Annotated in this window: 13 protein-coding genes; 7 read left to right on the top strand and 6 right to left on the bottom strand. The window is 68.4% G+C overall.

What is annotated here, in order from left to right; all coding sequences use genetic code 11:
- Positions 1-33: 33 nt before the first annotated feature.
- Positions 34-2448, top strand: coding sequence for a beta-glucosidase (locus tag ACZ3HV_RS22665; RefSeq protein ID WP_465686962.1), 2415 nt, complete (start codon positions 34-36; stop codon positions 2446-2448).
- Here ACZ3HV_RS22665 and ACZ3HV_RS22670 read toward each other — a convergent pair.
- Positions 2384-3433, bottom strand: coding sequence for an ArsR/SmtB family transcription factor (locus ACZ3HV_RS22670; RefSeq protein ID WP_465686963.1), 1050 nt, complete (start codon positions 3431-3433; stop codon positions 2384-2386). The genes ACZ3HV_RS22665 and ACZ3HV_RS22670 overlap by 65 nt on opposite strands.
- Positions 3434-3492: 59 nt before the next feature.
- Here ACZ3HV_RS22670 and ACZ3HV_RS22675 point away from each other — a divergent pair, with 59 nt between their 5' ends.
- The 3 genes from ACZ3HV_RS22675 to ACZ3HV_RS22685 are packed head-to-tail and all read left to right on the top strand — an operon-like array spanning position 3493 to position 6150.
- Entirely contained in the window at positions 3493-4767 is a 1275-nt protein-coding gene (locus ACZ3HV_RS22675) for an MFS transporter (RefSeq protein ID WP_465686964.1), read from the top strand.
- Positions 4679-5497: an ABC transporter ATP-binding protein gene (locus ACZ3HV_RS22680; RefSeq protein ID WP_465686965.1), complete on the top strand. Its 819-nt coding sequence runs from the start codon at positions 4679-4681 to the stop codon at positions 5495-5497. The genes ACZ3HV_RS22675 and ACZ3HV_RS22680 overlap by 89 nt, the downstream gene beginning before the upstream one ends.
- Positions 5494-6150 carry a hypothetical protein gene (locus ACZ3HV_RS22685; protein ID WP_465686966.1) on the top strand — a complete coding sequence of 219 codons (657 nt, stop codon included), beginning with the start codon at positions 5494-5496 and terminating at the stop codon, positions 6148-6150. The genes ACZ3HV_RS22680 and ACZ3HV_RS22685 overlap by 4 nt, the downstream gene beginning before the upstream one ends.
- A 1-nt stretch (position 6151) precedes the next feature.
- Here the strand turns inward: ACZ3HV_RS22685 and ACZ3HV_RS22690 are convergent, their stop codons facing one another.
- Both ACZ3HV_RS22690 and ACZ3HV_RS22695 read right to left on the bottom strand, forming a co-directional pair.
- Positions 6152-7201, bottom strand: a complete 1050-nt coding sequence (locus tag ACZ3HV_RS22690) for a LacI family DNA-binding transcriptional regulator (RefSeq protein WP_465686967.1) — start codon at positions 7199-7201, stop codon at positions 6152-6154.
- A 4-nt stretch (positions 7202-7205) separates the two neighbouring features.
- Entirely contained in the window at positions 7206-9569 is a 2364-nt protein-coding gene (locus tag ACZ3HV_RS22695; protein WP_465686968.1) for a glycoside hydrolase family 3 N-terminal domain-containing protein, read from the bottom strand.
- Between the two features lie 268 nt (positions 9570-9837).
- Between ACZ3HV_RS22695 and ACZ3HV_RS22700 the strand changes: the two genes are divergently transcribed.
- The 3 genes from ACZ3HV_RS22700 to ACZ3HV_RS22710 are packed head-to-tail and all read left to right on the top strand — an operon-like array spanning position 9838 to position 13055.
- Positions 9838-11184: an extracellular solute-binding protein gene (locus ACZ3HV_RS22700; protein WP_465686969.1), complete on the top strand. Its 1347-nt coding sequence runs from the start codon at positions 9838-9840 to the stop codon at positions 11182-11184.
- A 40-nt stretch (positions 11185-11224) separates the two neighbouring features.
- On the top strand, positions 11225-12166 hold the full coding sequence (locus ACZ3HV_RS22705; protein ID WP_465686970.1) for a carbohydrate ABC transporter permease: 942 nt from the start codon (positions 11225-11227) through the stop codon (positions 12164-12166).
- Position 12167: 1 nt separating this feature from the next.
- Positions 12168-13055 (top strand): carbohydrate ABC transporter permease, encoded by an 888-nt coding sequence (locus ACZ3HV_RS22710; protein WP_465686971.1) that lies wholly within the window; start codon positions 12168-12170, stop codon positions 13053-13055.
- On the opposite strand, the gene ACZ3HV_RS22715 is transcribed toward ACZ3HV_RS22710, so the two are convergent.
- The 3 genes from ACZ3HV_RS22715 to ACZ3HV_RS22725 are packed head-to-tail and all read right to left on the bottom strand — an operon-like array spanning position 13052 to position 15683.
- On the bottom strand, positions 13052-13816 hold the full coding sequence (locus tag ACZ3HV_RS22715) for an FAD:protein FMN transferase (protein ID WP_465686972.1): 765 nt from the start codon (positions 13814-13816) through the stop codon (positions 13052-13054). The two genes, ACZ3HV_RS22710 and ACZ3HV_RS22715, sit on opposite strands and share 4 nt — an antisense overlap.
- On the bottom strand, positions 13813-14316 hold the full coding sequence (locus ACZ3HV_RS22720; protein ID WP_465686973.1) for an FMN-binding protein: 504 nt from the start codon (positions 14314-14316) through the stop codon (positions 13813-13815). Before ACZ3HV_RS22720 ends, ACZ3HV_RS22715 begins: the two co-directional genes overlap by 4 nt.
- A gap of 5 nt (positions 14317-14321) precedes the next feature.
- Positions 14322-15683 (bottom strand): ferredoxin reductase family protein, encoded by a 1362-nt coding sequence (locus tag ACZ3HV_RS22725; protein ID WP_465686974.1) that lies wholly within the window; start codon positions 15681-15683, stop codon positions 14322-14324.
- Positions 15684-15813 lie beyond the last annotated feature (130 nt).

Genomic DNA, 15813 nt, shown 5'->3' on the forward strand with positions numbered 1-15813 from the left:
GCGCTCTTCGGTTTTCGCGCGTACAGTCGTCGCATGAACCCCAGCCCTGCCGACTTCGGCGACCTGCTCGGGCAGCTCACGCTCGAGGAGAAGGTCCGGATCCTGACCGGACAGGACTTCTGGTCCACTCATCCGCTGCCCGCGATCGGCCTCCGCTCGATGGTGCTGTCCGACGGCCCGAGCGGCGTCCGCGGCGCGGTCTGGGACGAGCGCGACCCGTCGCTCAATCTCCCGTCCGCAACCGCCCTCTCGTCGTCCTGGGATCTCGACATCGCCCATCGGTACGGCGTTGTCTCCGGCCTCGAGGCCCGTCGCAAGAACGTGGACGTCGTCCTCGGTCCGACGATCAACCTGCATCGCTCGCCGCTCGGCGGCCGGCACTTCGAGGCGTTCAGCGAGGACCCCGTCCTGACCGCCGAGCTCGCCGCCGCGTACGTCGCCGGCGTGCAGGAGCTCGGTGTCGGGGCGACCCCGAAGCACTACGTCGCCAACGACTTCGAGACCGAGCGGTTCACCGCGGATGTGATCGTCAGTGAGCGCGCTCTCCGCGAGCTGTACCTGCTCGCGTTCGAGAAGGCGGTCACCGAGTCCAAGGCGTGGCTCGTGATGAGCGCGTACAACTCGATCAACGGCGCCACCGCCTCGGAGAACGAGTTGCTCGAAACACCGCTCAACACCGACTGGGGTTTCGACGGTGTCGTGGTGAGCGACTGGACCGCCGTACGCAGCGTGGAGAGCGCCAAGCACTCCCAGGACCTGGCGATGCCGGGCCCGGTCGGCGCGTGGGGTGACGCGCTCGTCGAGGCCGTTCGGTCCGGCGAGGTCAAGGAGGACGCGATCGACCGGAAGGTGACGCGCCTGCTCGCGCTTGCCGCCCGCGTCGGTGCGCTCGAAGGGTTCGAGAAGCCGGCCGACGTGCCGCGGGTCGACGGCATCGCCTTCAGCCGTACGGCGTCCGCCGAAGGCTCGGTGTTGTTGAGCAACAGGAACGAGCTGCCGTGGAGCGCTCCCCAACGAGTCGCGGTGATCGGCCACAACGCCCGCGACGCCCGTACGCAGGGCGGCGGCAGCGCGACCGTCATCCCGTCGGCCGTGGTGTCCCCGCTCGACGGACTCCGCAGAGCGCTCCCGGACGCCGAGGTCACGTACTCCATCGGCGCGGTCGTCCAGGAGGGCGTAGCGGAGCTGCCACTCGCCACGATGACGAACCCGGAGAGCGGCGAGCCCGGTGCCCGGGTACGGTTCCTGGCCGCGGACGGCACCGAGTTGTTCGCCGAGGACCGGTTCTCCAGCGCGCTCGTCTATCTGGGCGGGAACGCACCGATCGACGAGATCGCGGTCCTGGAGTTCCGCACCACCTACACCCCCACCGAGACCGGCGACGTCCTGCTCGGCTTCGCCTCGGTCGGCCGGGGCGGGATCTTTGCCGACGGCAACCTGCTGCACGAGGACAGCGCCGTACCGGTCGGCACGGATCTCGGTGCCGCACTGCTGTCGCCGCCATCCATCTCGACCCCGCTCGCGGTGACCGCAGGCCGGCCGATCGACGTCCGTGTCGAGCTCGAGGTCCCCGAACGCGAGGGCGGCCTCGGCAACGCGCTGAGCATCACGGTCGGCGTCGAGCCGGACCGGTCCGACCCGCAGGCCCTGATCGACGAGGCCGTCGCGGCGGCGCGCGCAGCCGAGGTCGCGGTCGTTGTCGTCGGCACCAACTCGAAGGTCGAGTCCGAGGGCCACGACCGTACGACGCTCACGCTTCCGGGCAAGCAGGACGACCTGGTCCGGGCCGTGGTCGCGGCGAACCCGCGGACGGTCGTGGTCGTCAACGCCGGCTCACCCGTCCTACTCCCCTGGCGTGACGACGTCGCGGCGTTGCTGGTGACGTATTTCGGCGGCCAGGAGTACGGCAACGCGCTGGCCGACGTACTGCTCGGCGTCGTCGAGCCCGGTGGACGCCTCCCGACCACGTGGCCGCGCGAGGAGTCCGACGTACCGGTCATCGACGTCACGCCGCGCGATGGCATTGTCCGGTACGACGAGGGCGTGCACATCGGCTACCGCGCTTGGCTCCGGACCGGCACCGAGCCCGCGTTCGGCTTCGGCCACGGCCTGGGCTACACCACGTGGGAGCTGTCCGATCTCCGCGCCAACGACCCGTCGTCCGTCGCGCTGACCGTCCGCAACACCGGGGAGCGGGCCGGCAAGCACGTCATCCAGGTGTACGTCGAACGCCCGGACAGCACCGTGGACCGCCCGGTCCGCTGGCTGGCCGGGTTCACCGTCGTACGGCTCGGGGCCGGCCAGGCCCGCGAGCTGACCGTGAACCTGGACGACCACGCCTTCGAACACTGGGACAACGGCTGGACCACCGAGCCCGGTGCCTTCATTCTCCGGGCCGGCTCGTCCGTGTCGGATCTGCCGCTCTCGACCGAGCTGGAGATCCGCTAGCTGCCCGGCTGGACGAGCCTGGCTCGGACTGGTTCGACGCCGGTCGTCGTACGACGCGACGGCCGGTGTCGGACTGCCAGTAGAGGACCGAGCGTCCGGACCGCCGTCGCTCCAGCAGTCCGGCCCCGGTCAGGACCCGAAGGTGGTCCGACACCGTGGCCAGGGACAGACCGGTCGTTGCAACGAGCAACGTCGTACTGACAGGGCCGGCGGCCTCGACCAAGATGCGCGCGCGGTTGCGGCCCAGCAACTCGACCAGCGGCTCGTCCGGCGTCTCAGTGCCGGCGAAGATCCCCGTGACTGGATAGGTCAGCGCGAAGCGGTCCGGCTTTCGCCAGCTGACGTTGACCCGGTTCGTGTGCGCGGCGATGAACATCAGGTCGCGACCCCGCACGTCGGTGACCGGATAGTCCCACCGGTTGACCTGGATGCGCCCGTCACCGAGCCAGCGGACGTCCGGGCCGAGCCCTCGCAGTACGCCGGACCACCCCTGCTCGCTGAGTCGCGACGTACGGGACACGACGTCGGCCTGCAACACCCGCAACCGCCGCGGCCACTCGGGCTCGACCGTCGTGCTCCAGACCCACCGCAGCAGGTCCGCCGCCTGGTCGGCCAGTCCATCCGACTCGATCAGCACGGCAGGCAACGGCGTCCGTACGACGCTCAGGTCCGCGCGGATCTGGTCATCGTCGAGCGCGGTCAGCAACTCGAGTTCGTCGGACAGCTCGAGATCCGGCTCGAGCGGCGGAACGGTGAGGAAGTCCGCGACCCAGCTACGGCCGCAAGCGCTCTCTACGATCGCGGCCCAGAGCGGGTTCCGGGTCAGTTGCTGCTGGAACCCGGCGCCGTGTGCGTCCTTCCACGCGCGGTACCAGGGCTCGGCCGGCACCATCAGCATCTTGAGTGCCGACACCGTCTCGGTGAGCTGCGAGGTGCCGAAGCGAGCGTTCGCCAGCGTGTCGGCATCGACCAGGAACTCGGACAACGTTTCGCCTCCACCCGAAAATGTGGGCCTGGCAGCAGGCTACGCCGATCCTTCGGGACATGAGCACCTACCGCCAGATCTTCGCCAACCGCGAGTTCCGCAACCTGTGGATCGGGAGCGCGCTCGGCAACGCGTCGTCGACGATGACCAGCCTGACGCTGGCGATCATGGTCGACGCCACGACCGGGTCGGCGCTGCTGGCGGCGATGATCATGTTCGGGCCGTCGCTGGCCCAGGTCCTCGGCGTCTCGACGCTGATGTCGGCGGCCGACACCGCCCGGCCGCGCCGGGTGCTCGTCCTGCTCGCCGCGCTCTCGACCGTCGCCGTCGGCGCGCAGGCCGCCCTCGATCTCGGCGCCGGCCTGCGGCTCCTCCTGGCGCTGACCGTGGCCTACGGGCTCTCGATCGGGTCAGGCGTCCGCTGGGGGTTGCTGGGCGAAGTGGTCGGCGAGGACCAGTTCATCCTCGGCCGGTCGGCGATGAACCTGTCCGTCGGCGCGATGCAGATCGCCGGCTTCGGTATCGCCGGACTGTTGCTGCAGGCAATCAGTCCGTCGGCGGTGCTCTGGATCGCGACTGGGTTCGCCGCGTTGACCGTTCCGATGCTCCGGTTCGGCCTGCGAGATCGCGCTCCCCGGCGAGTCGCGCGTACCGGGCCGGCCGAGACCTGGCGCGGCAATCGCCGCCTGCTCGGCCGGCGCAACACTCGCCCGCTGCTGCTGGCACTCTCCATCCCCAACGGCCTGATGGTCGGCTGCGAAGCGCTCTTCGTCCCTTACGCCGGACCTCGCGCCGGCTGGCTGCTCGCCGTGGGAGCCGCCGGGATGATGACCGGCGATCTCGTCGTCGGCCGATTCCTCACCCGTACCGGCCGCCGGATCGCGGGCCGCTGGTTGCGGTTCCTGCTGGCCGTGCCGTTCCTCGCCTTCGCCTTCGACCTGCCGATCGCCGTCCTGGCCGTGCTCGTCGCGGTCGGCAGCAGCGGCTATTCGGCGTCGTTGTCCCAGCAGGAGGTGCTGGTGGACCTCACGCCGGTCGACCTCCGGGGTCAGGTTCTCGGCCTGGAGAGCGCTCTGCGAATGACCGCGTTCGGGATCTTCGCCATCGCGGCCGGTGCGCTCGCCGATCTCACCTCGGCCGCGCCTGCCATCACCGCGTTCGCCGCCGCTTCGCTCATCGTCTCCGCGGTCCTCACCCGCCCGCTGGCGGCCGTGATGAACCCCCGAGCGTGGATAGGCTCGCCGCATGGAAGTAGTGCGCCTGAGAGCGGTCTCCAAGCGGTACGGCCGACGGGAGATCTTGGCCGACGTCGACCTGCGGGTGAACGCGGGTGAATTGCTCGCACTGGTCGGCGCCAACGGCTCGGGCAAGTCCACAGTGCTCAAACTGATCGTCGGTTTGTCCCGGCCGTCGGGCGGAACGGTGCGCCGCAACGCGCGGGTCGTGAGCTACGTGCCCGACGTGTTCGCGTCGCACGATCGCTTGTCGGCGTCGGCGTACCTGCGGCATATGGGTCGGATCCGCGGCCTGAGTTCCAGTGCGGCCCGAAATCGCGCGGGGGAACTGCTCGATCGACTGGCGCTGTCCGGTGGCGCGGACACACCGATGCGGAAGTTGTCCAAGGGGAATGCGCAGAAGGTCGCGCTGGCCCAGGCGCTCATCGATCCACCCCAACTCCTCGTCCTCGACGAGCCATGGGCCGGACTCGACGCCACCGCTCACGCCACCCTGCGCGAGCTGCTCACGGAGGCGGCTGGGCAGGGCGCCGCGGTCGCGTTCACCGAGCACTCCGAGCTGGTGGTCCGCTCGACCGCGACCAGGGTCTGCGAACTGCGCGACGGGCAACTTCATCCGACCGACGGCATCGTGGCCGGCCTGACCGAGATCTCGCTGGTCGCCGGCGCGGAGCTCGACTGGACCCGGCAACCCGACGTCCTCGAGGTACGGCGCCACGACACCGGCGTCACGTTGACGCTGCCGACCGGCCGCCACGACGCCGCCTTGCTGACCGCGCTGAACCACGGCTGGTCGGTAACCACGGTCCGGCAGGTGAAGCCCGAGTGAGCGCTCTCTATCGCTACCTGGTGACGAGCGTGCTGCTCTCCCAGCGATACCTCCCGCCGACGCTGATCTTCCTCGCCGCGCTGGCCGTTGGTACGACGTCCGACAACGGGCCACTGCAGTCGTCGTACGCGTTCTGCGTTCTCGCCATGCTCGTCTGCACGACCTGGCTGTCGGTGAGCATCGTCAATCACGAGGACCCGACTCAGCACCAGATCACGCTGGTCATGATCGGCAGCTCGGTGCGGGTCCTCGCGATCACGGTCACTGTTGTGCTGACCTGGTGTGTTCCGCTGCTCGTGGTCGGCCTCGTCTACCCGATCGTCACCGGGAAGCACGTCGTCACCGCGGGCGATCTTCTCGTCGGCGCGGCGGCCCAGCTCGGTACGGCGATGATCGGGATCGCGATCGGGCTGCTCTGCTCGCGGCTGGTCATCCCGCGGATCGGCATCGCGATGCTGACCGCGGCCGCGGCGATCCTCGTTGTCCTGCTGATCCGCTGGATCTCGCCGATCCGGCCGCTGATGACGCTGTTGTCCGACGGGCGCACGGCGGGCGGCGCGGCCGTACCGATCACGCTCCTGACCGCACTGGCCGCAGCCATGCTGGCCGCCGCGGTGTTCGCAACGAGAGCACTCTCCGACCGGCGCGAGTGACTCAGGAGGCGGCTGCGGCTGAGGAGTAGCGGATGGGGGCGGCCGATCCGCGGATGATGAGGCTCGTCGCGAGCTCGACGTGGTGCGACGAGACCCTCTCCCCCGCGGCGAGCTGGAGCGCTGTCCGCAGGGCGACCGCGCCCATCTCGCGGAGTGGCTGCTTCACGGTGGTGAGCGGCGGCGACGCCAACCTCGCAACCTCGGTGTCGTCGTAGCCCACGACGCTGAGGTCCTCGGGCACGCGCAGACCGCGAGCCCGCGCCGCTTCCAGGATGCCGAGCGCGACCTCGTCGCTGCCGGCGAAGATCGCGGACGGCCGGTCCCGCAGGTCGAGCAACGCCGATCCGCCGGCCACACCGTCGTCGTACAGGAAGTCCCGCAACCAGACGTGCTCCGCCGGCACCTCCACACCGACGGACTCCATCGCACTGCGGAAGCCACTCATCCGCGCCTGGTTGCACTCTGACGTCGGCGGGCCGCCGACGTAGCCGATCCGCCGGTGTCCGAGCGACAACAAGTGCTGGGTCGCGGCCATGCCACCGGCGAAGTTTGTCGAGCCGACGCTGGTCACATCGGGCGCCCCGACGTTCCCCGGGTCCACGACCACCAGCGGCAGCCGGGCCCGGGACAATGCGGCCAGGTCCGCGTCGGTCAGATCACTGGTGATGCCGATCGCGGCGCGGCGGCCGTTGGCGATGAGGTCACGGATCCATCGGGCCGCCCGGCCCGTGCCGGCGATCTGGCGGTGCCGCGGGTGGGTGTTGAGGACGACGTCCACGCCGGCCGCCTGGCCGGCCTCGACCACGCCCTGGATCACCTCGACCGAGTACGCGTTGACGACGCCTTGGTAGAAGAGCTCGACGGTGTCCCGGGTGGCCGGCTCGGGCCGGCGACCGACGTACCCGTGCTTGTGCAGGATCTCCTGGACCCGCGCCCGCGTGACCGGGGAGACGTCGCTGCGACCGTTCAGCACCTTGGAAACCGTCGCGACCGAAACTCCGGCTGTGCCGGCCACCGTCGCCAGGGTGACGCGACCCTTCAACCGCGACATCTCATCACCCTCCTCCAGGATCCTGAATCGCGACCGGCGTGGTCAGCACGCGGTCGTGTCCCACTACCCTCACATCTCCCGTGACCCTGACAAAACCACGACACGGCAGGTCCAGCGACGACGTGCCCACCATCACTTCGAAGTCACCGGGCTCGACGATCCGCCGCAGATCGGGACCTGTGTACGCCGTCCGATCGGCGTGCACACGGAACGTCACGTCGACCGCCGCACCCGGCTCCAGCGACACCCGCGCGAACCCGGTCAGCTGCTTCAACGGCCGCGCGACTCGCGCCACCACGTCGTGCAGGTAGAGCTGGACGACCTCGTCGCCCGCCCGCTCGCCGGTGTTCCGCACCTGCACGGTCGCAGTGAACTCACCGTCATTACCAATCTCCGCCGAGCTCAGCCGCAGGTCGTCGACCGCGAAACTCGTGTACGACGCTCCATAGCCGAAGGGGAACAGTGGCCGGGCCTCGAGACCGCTGATGCCCGCACTCTCCACACTGCCGAGTGCCGGTTGCAGGTACGTACCGGGCTGCCCACCGACGTGCCGCGGGATCTGCACCGGCAGCTTCCCGCTCGGCACGATCCGCCCACTGAGTACGCCGGCAATCGCGGCCGCACCCTCCTGGCCCGGCATGAACGCCTGCACCAGCCCGGCAACCCGGTCCGCGATCCCGCCGAGCGCATAGGGCCGACCTGAGACCACCACGACGACGACCGGCTTGCCGGTGTCGAGAAGCTCGTCGAGCAGCTCGCCCTGGACACCAGGCAGCCGCAGGTCCTCGGCGTCACAACCCTCGCCCGAGGTGCCGTGGCCGAACAGTCCGGACAGGTCGCCGACGTACGCGATGCACAGGTCCGCGTCGCGCGCGGCCTCGATGGCCGCCGTGAACCCGGACCGGTCCTCGCCGGCGACCTCGCAGCCCTTCACATGCACGAGATCCACGCCCGGCAACTCGTTGCTCAGGGCATCGAATGGCGTGGTCACCTGGATCCCGAACCCGCGGTCCGGGTACCGCGGCAGGACATGGTTCGGGAACGCGTAACACCCCATCAACGTCCGTGGATCGCCGGCGCACGGCCCGACCACGGCGACCTTCTTCACACCAGCCGGCAGGGGCAAGGCCGAGCCGGCGTCGAGCAGTACGACGGACTTCTCCGCGAGCTCCTGAGCGATCGCCCGGTTCTCCGCCGAGTCAAGATCGACTCCACCGGAGCGCACCGAACCCTCGGGAGTCCAGTCCGGATCGAGCAGGCCGAGCTTGACCTTCTGCAGCAGCAGTCGGCGAGCCGCGCGATCGATCACCTCCTCGGACACCTCCCCCGCCTTCACCTTGTCCAGCAGCCCGGCGAAGCCGATCGTGTCCGGCAGTTCGACATCGGTGCCGGTCGTCAACGCCAGGGCGCCGGCGTCGGCGTTGTCAGTGGCAACCCGGTGCATCGACGCCAGGAACGGCACCGCCCAGTAGTCCGACACGACCGTGCCGTCGAAGCCCCACTCATCGCGCAGGACGTCGCCGAACAGCCAGGGATCCGCACTCGCGGGCAGCCCGTCGACATCGGCGTACGAACTCATCACCGAACCCGCGCCGGCGGTCGCGATCGCGGTCTCGAACGTCGGCAGGATGAAGTCGAGCAACTCGCGCCGGCCCATAGACACCGGTCCGTGGTTGCGCCCGGCCCGGGACGCCGAATACCCGGCGAAGTGCTTCAAAGTCGCCAGCACACCGGCACTCTGCAGACCCCGCACGTACGCCGATCCCAGCAGCGCGACCAGGTACGGATCCTCGCCGATCGTCTCCTCGACGCGACCCCATCGGTAGTCGCGGACCACGTCCAGCACCGGCGACAACCCTTGGTGCACGCCGACCGCGGCCATGTCGCGCCCGATCGCGGTCGCCATCCGCTCGACCAGTCCGGGATCGAACGTCGCGCCCCACGCGATCGACGCGGGATAGACGGTCGCGCCGTACGTCGTGAATCCGGTCAGGCACTCCTCGTGGACCAGAGCCGGGACCCCGAGCCGGGAGTCGCGCAGCACCACCTGGTGCTGGCGGATCAGCTCGGCCACTCCCTGCTCGACCGTCAGCGGGACGCTGCCCCAGACCCGGGTCAGATGACCGAGACCGTCGCGGCTCGCGTCCTCCAGCGACAGTGAGCCGCCGGCGGCGAAGACGTCCTCCATCGGCGCGACGTTGATCGTCTCGTCCGCGGGCAGCTCGGTGTCGGCCATGTCGTTGCCGGCCCACCGGCTGCCCAGCTGGGCGATCTTCTCCTCCAGCGTCATCGCCTGCAGCAGCAGGTCGGCACGTTTGTCGGCGGGCAGGGCGGGATCGCGCCACGGCTGTTCAGGCTGGCTGGACAAGAAAATTCTCCCTTAACACGATCCTGTTTCGGTGACAAAGTATCGAAACATTTTCGATGATCTCGACCGCTCGTCACAGATCTGAACCAAGCTGTCGATCGCCTGTGACAGCAGGCGAATCCGTGACCTCACTGTGACCCCAAACTGCCAGTAGTTCAAGTCTTGACAGCGCTATCTCCGAAATCTATGTTTCGAAAACAAGTCATATTGACAGGTGCCTTCGCAACCTGTGGGGGCAGCACGGAGTACGGAGATCACAGTGGATCCCATGACGACATCCCGGCGTACCTTCCTCGGTCTGGTCGGTGGCGGCGCTCTGGCGGCCGGTCTCGCCGCGTGCGGCAGCTCCGGCCCGAAGAGCACGCCCGGTTCCACCACCGGCGCGGCGGCGGGAACCGGTACGACGTACTGGTTCCTGACCGGTCAGCCGCAGCAGGCGATCCGCGAGGCGCAGGTCAAGCGGTTCAACGACGCGAACTCGGGCAGCCAGATCAAGACCACCGAGTTCCAGAACGACGCGTTCAAGGCCAAGATCAAGACCGCCATCGGCGCCGGGCAGGGGCCGACGCTGATCTGGGGTTGGGGTGGCGGTGGCCTGAAGGCCTACGTCGACGCCAACCAGGTCGAGGACCTCACCTCGTGGTTCGGTGACAACGGCGACCTGAAGAACTCGATCTTCCCGTCCGCCTTCGGCGCGGCCACCGTGGGCGGCAAGATCTACGCGATGCCGGTCGAGACCGTGACGCCGATCGTGCTGTTCTACGACAAGCGGTCCTTCGAGAAGATCGGCGCCGAGCCCCCGAAGACGTGGCAGGACATCATGAACCTGGTGCCCAAGTTCAACGAGAAGGGCATCGCGCCGTTCTCGCTCGGCGGGCAGTCGCGCTGGACCAACATGATGTGGCTGGAGTTCCTGTTCGACCGGATCGGCGGCTCCGAGGTCTTCCAGAGCATCTACGAGGGCAAGGCGAACGGCTGGTCCGACCCGTCCGCGCTGAAGGCGCTCGAGGAGATGCAGAACCTGATCAAGGCGAACGGCTTCATCAAGGGCTTCTCCTCGATCACCGCCGACTCCAACGCCGACCAGGCCCTGCTCTACACCGGCAAGGCCGCGATGATGCTGCACGGCGCCTGGACCTACGGCAACATGAAGGCCTCTGGTGGCGACTTCGTGACCGGCGGGCACCTGGGCTACATGAACTTCCCGACGTACGACGGCGGCAAGGGCGACCCGAGCGACACCGTCGGCAACCCGGGTCAGTACCTGTCGCTCTCCTCCAAGGCCAGCCAGGCCGACAAGGACAACGCGAAGAAGTTCCTGCAGAACAACACCCTGGACGACGCGTCGGTCGATGCCTGGGTGAAGTCGGGCAACATCGCGGTCGCGAAGAGCTCCAAGGACAAGCTCTCCTCGATCAGCGACAAGAACGACTCCGAGTGGCTGAACTTCGTCTACGACACCTCGGCGAACGCGAAGAACTTCGCCCAGTCCTGGGACCAGGCGCTGAGCCCGATCCAGGCCGAGACGCTGCTCGACAACATCGCCAAGCTGTTCCAGCTGTCGATCTCCCCGCAGCAGTTCGCCGACAGCATGAACGCGGTGATCGGCCAGTGACCGTACTGTCCGCGCTCCTCAGTCCAGGGCTGGAGACACCATGACCGCGACCGCTCCGCCCATTGCACCGGAGACCGGGCGGAAGGTCTCGTCCGGCGTCGGTTCGTCCGGCGCCGGGCGGAGCGGTCCGGTCGCCTGGATGGTGCTGCCCGCGCTGATCATGTTCATCGTGTTCGGCGTCGTCCCGCTGGTCGGCGTACTCGTCCTCAGCTTCGTCCACTGGGACGGCCTCGGCGACATCACCCCGGCGGGCCTGTCCAACTGGCGGTCGATCCTCACCGATTCGTCGCTGCCGCACAGCATCTTCGTGACGTTCGAGATCATGATCCTGTCGTGGGTGGTGCAGACTCCGATCAGCCTGCTGCTCGGCACGTTCCTGGCCGGCCGCCAGCGGTACCGCGCGTTCCTGGCCGTCCTCTACTTCATCCCGCTGCTGCTCAGCTCGGCCGCGATCGCCATCACCTACAAGGCCCTGCTCGACCCGAACTTCGGTCTGGGGGCGGGGCTGCACATCGACTTCCTGACCCAGGACTGGCTCGGCAAGAGCAACCTCGCCGTCGCCGTGGTCGTCTTCATCGTCTCCTGGCAGTTCATCCCGTTCCACTCGCTGATCTACCAGGGCGGGGTCCGGGCGATCCCGACCACGATGTACGAGGCCGCCTCGATCGACGGCGCCGGCCGGATCCGGCAGTTCTTCAGCATCACGATTCCGCAGCTCAAGTACACGATCATCACGTCGTCGACGCTGATGGTGGTCGGCTCGCTGACCTTCTTCGATCTGATCTTCGTCCTCACCGCGGGCGGACCAGGCGATGCGACCGAAGTTCTCGCCCTCGACATGTACAAAACCGGATTCATGTCGAACCAGATGGGCCCGGCGAGCGTGATCGCCGTGATCCTCGTACTGCTCGGCCTGGCCCTGGCTCTGCTGCTGCGCCGCCTCGGCGGCAGCACGACCGCCAGCCAGCAGGAAGGTGCATGACATGGCAGTGGCCACCAGCACGAGTACGGCGACCCGGCCCGCGCGTGGCGGGCCGGTCCGGGCCTACAAGCTGCTCCAACTGAACTGGTTCGGCGGTCTGGCCGGCTGGATCTGGCTGGCGATCGTGCTGATCCCGCTGTACTGGATCGTCGTCACGAGCTTCAAGGACCAGAGCGCCTACTTCACCCAGAACCCGTTCGCGCTGCCGTCGGACCCGACGATGACCAACTACAAACTGGTGATCGAGTCCGACTTCCCGCGGTACTTCCTGAACAGCGTGATCGTCACGATCGGCGTGATCATCCCGGCGGTCGCGATCTCGTTCATGGCGGCGTACGCGATCATCCGGGGCGCCGGCAGCCGGTGGCTCGCCGGGGTCAACGGCCTGTTCCTGATGGGGCTCGCGATCCCGCTGCAGGCCACCATCATCCCGGTCTACCTGCTGATCATCCGGATGCACCTCTACGACAGCCTGCTGGCCCTGATCCTGCCGTCGATCGCGTTCTCGATCCCGCTGTCGGTGCTGGTGCTGACGAACTTCGTCCGGGACGTGCCGAAGGAACTGTTCGAATCCATGCGCGTCGACGGCGCGACCGAGTGGGACATGATGCGCAAGCTCGCGCTGCCGCTGACCCGGCCCGCCCTCGTCACGGTCAGCATCTACAACGGCCTCGCCGTCTGGAACGGCTTCCTGCTGCCGCTGATCCTGACCCAGAGCCCCGACAAGCGCACGCTGCCGCTCGCGCTGTGGACCTTCCAGGGCCAGTACAGCGTGAACGTCCCGGCCGTCCTCGCCTCGGTCATGCTCACCACACTGCCGATCGTCATCCTGTACGCCGTCAGCCGCCGCCAACTCCTCAGCGGCCTGACCGCCGGCTTCAGCCGCTAACCACCACCCGCCGGCTCGACCTGTTTGCCGTAGAGCCGGCGGGTGCCGTCGTGGAAGACGATCAGGCCGGTGCGGTCGGGGCGGCTCTGGAGCCAGGTGAGGGCGTCGGTGCCCAGCGCGAACGCCGTGGTGGCGTCGATGTCGGCCTGCGTCAGGCTTGGGTGGACGACCGTGACCGAGGCCAGTCCCGTAGGCGTACTGCCGGTCCGCGCATCGGTGATGTGGTTGCCTCGGCGGTTCAGGCCGGACGTGGCGATCGCGCCCTGACGAATCGGGACCACCGCGGCGAGCTTGTCCGGATCGTGTGGGTCTTCGACGCCGATCCGCCACGAAGGCGCGTCAGGGTCGGCGACGCGGCAGGTCATGTCGCCGCCGGCCGACAGGCAGTAGTCGGTGTCGGGCAGTTGGTCGAAAGCACGTGCGGCCCGTTCGACCGCCCAACCCTTCACGACCCCACTCGGGTCCAACCGCCCGGAACGCCGTACGTCGAACGCGCCATCGGACTCCACTCGGGCCCGTTCGCCCAGCGCCAGTACTTCGGCAACCTCGGGCGGACAGTCCGCGAGGCCGAGTTCGCCGCGGTCGAGGCGGGAGATGTAGGAGTCGGCGCGGTAGGTGCTGAAGACACGATCCGCCGCACGGAGAATCTCGAGCGCTTCGGCCCAGGCCCGCCGAGCGGGTTCGTCGTCGGTGTGGCGGCCGCGTAACACCAGGCTGATCGGCATGCCCATCACGTGCTCGACGTACCGGGCTGTCGTCATTTTGCCTGGTCCAAAGCGCTTTGCAGGGAACGGATGTAGCCGTCACTGGTGACCGTGGCGCCGCTGACCATGTCGATCTGGGCGCTCTGCGCTTGCTTGGTCTCGTCGATCAGGATCGGCAAGGCGTAGTCGTTGATCTCGACGTCCCGGTGGTTCCCGTTCGGGTACTGCAGGACGCTGACGTCGGTGATCTTCCCACCCTGCAAGGTGAGCTGGACCTGCACCGGGCCCCACTGCGTCGAGGCGACCTCACCGGTGACAGTGGTCGTCGCGGACGACGAAGGCGTGGGCGACGTCGTCGGCGCTGGCGTCTCGCCGTCGTCGGTCCCGTCGTCACCGGACCCGGAGCCGGCCGCGGCGCTGGGCGTCGGCGTGCTGCTCACCGAGCCACCACTGATGGGCGGCGCCGTGGCCTGCGGTCCGGAGGTCGAGGTGTGGTAGGCGAAGAGCAGTACGACGACGGACGTCGTAGTGAGGAACCAGAGGACGATACGTTTCACGGCGGTCACCACTTGAAGGTCTCGAGATGGAGTTGGCCGGCCGGCAGACCGGCAGCCTCGAGCGTGTGTTTCACCAGCTCGGCCCAGCGATCCGGACCACAGAGGTAGACATCGCGCTCGGCGACATCGGGAATCCAGTACAGAAGGGCCTGTAGGTCGTCGATCGGGCCGATGCCTTGGCCGAACCACGAATCGGGACTGCGACGATGGCCGGGCAACGTGAGCAGCGACAAGCCACGCTCACGCACCAGTCTGTGCAGCTCACCGGAGAACAGGGGCTCGTCGCCGTACCGCTGCACGAGGACGGCATCACCCGGGGCGTAGCTGAGTCCCTCGGCCAGCGATCGCAGTGGAGTGATGCCGACACCCGCGCCGATCAACGCGATCTTCCCCCGCGTCCGGGCGCGCGGACTGAGGCGCCCGTACGGGCCTTCCACCAGTACACGGGCACCTGGCCGGATCGAGCGGAGTGCCGTGCTGCCGTCACCGGTCTCCTGCACGGTGATCCGCAGACCGTGGCCATCAGGTGCCGCGGACAACGAGTAGGGGTTCGCTCGGGTCCACCCGGGGCGGCCGAGGAAGCGCCACGAGAAGAACTGACCTGCTTCCGCGCGAAGCCGATCGAGTCGTCGGCCGGCGACGTACAGCGACACCACCTGGTCGGACTCGGGTACGACGGCTGTCACCCGGAGTTGATGCCGTGTGTTGCGCCAGATCGGTACGCCGACCCGGTAGACGATGATCGTCGCTGCCGCGACCGCCCAGGCCGTCCACCAGAACACGGTCCGGCCGCTCGACGACAGGAATTCCTGACCTGTCCACAGCTGATGTGGAAGCGCGAGTCCGACGCCGAGATAGGCATACAGGTGAAGCAGGTGCCACGACTCGTAGCGGATCCGCCGGCGGGCCGCCCGGATGCTCGTTCCCACGCTGAGGAACAGGCAGGCAGTTCCGGCGACCGCCAGCAGCATGCCCGGGTAGTTCATGGTCAGGTCCCACAGGGTTGCGGGAGTCCTGCCGAGCTCGCCCTCGGCGTACCCCCACGTGATCGTGGCGACATGCGCGAGCATCAGGTTGAACGACGTGAAGCCGGTGAGCCGGTGAATCCGCGCCAGCCGGTCCTGCCCGAAGGCCTTCTCCAGCCAGGGCATGCGCGCCATCAGGACGACCTGCGCGAGCAACAGCACGGCTGAGACCAGACCGGTCAGCCGGCCGACCGCCGTGAGGCCGGTTGCCCAGCCACCCAGCTCCTGGACGCCGCCGTCGGCCACCCACCAGTAACAGACCAGCAGCAGACTCAGCCACAGCACTGCCATCGCGCCGACACGCAGCGCGCCGTCGGCGCGGGCCCGACGTCCGTCGATCATCAGCCCTCCTGGGGTGTGGCGGAACCACCTCAGTGTCGGCCGACCGTCTGTGGATGACCTTCGCGCCGGCTGTGAGTCAGCTGTGAAGCCCTCGTTTGATTGCGCGGCGGCGAATTAACAGATACCGTTG

This window comes from Kribbella sp. NPDC020701 (genome assembly GCF_055562215.1).

Excerpts from the sequence above, each read along its gene's own strand:
- ACZ3HV_RS22665 (WP_465686962.1), top strand. The coding sequence starts at position 34 with ATGAACCCCAGCCCTGCCGACTTCGGCGACCTGCTCGGGCAGCTCACG.
- ACZ3HV_RS22675 (WP_465686964.1), top strand. The coding sequence starts at position 3,493 with ATGAGCACCTACCGCCAGATCTTCGCCAACCGCGAGTTCCGCAACCTG.
- ACZ3HV_RS22680 (WP_465686965.1), top strand. The coding sequence starts at position 4,679 with ATGGAAGTAGTGCGCCTGAGAGCGGTCTCCAAGCGGTACGGCCGACGG.
- ACZ3HV_RS22690 (WP_465686967.1), bottom strand. The coding sequence starts at position 7,201 with ATGTCGCGGTTGAAGGGTCGCGTCACCCTGGCGACGGTGGCCGGCACA.
- ACZ3HV_RS22700 (WP_465686969.1), top strand. The coding sequence starts at position 9,838 with ATGACGACATCCCGGCGTACCTTCCTCGGTCTGGTCGGTGGCGGCGCT.
- ACZ3HV_RS22705 (WP_465686970.1), top strand. The coding sequence starts at position 11,225 with ATGACCGCGACCGCTCCGCCCATTGCACCGGAGACCGGGCGGAAGGTC.
- ACZ3HV_RS22710 (WP_465686971.1), top strand. The coding sequence starts at position 12,168 with ATGGCAGTGGCCACCAGCACGAGTACGGCGACCCGGCCCGCGCGTGGC.
- ACZ3HV_RS22715 (WP_465686972.1), bottom strand. The coding sequence starts at position 13,816 with ATGACGACAGCCCGGTACGTCGAGCACGTGATGGGCATGCCGATCAGC.
- ACZ3HV_RS22725 (WP_465686974.1), bottom strand. The coding sequence starts at position 15,683 with ATGATCGACGGACGTCGGGCCCGCGCCGACGGCGCGCTGCGTGTCGGC.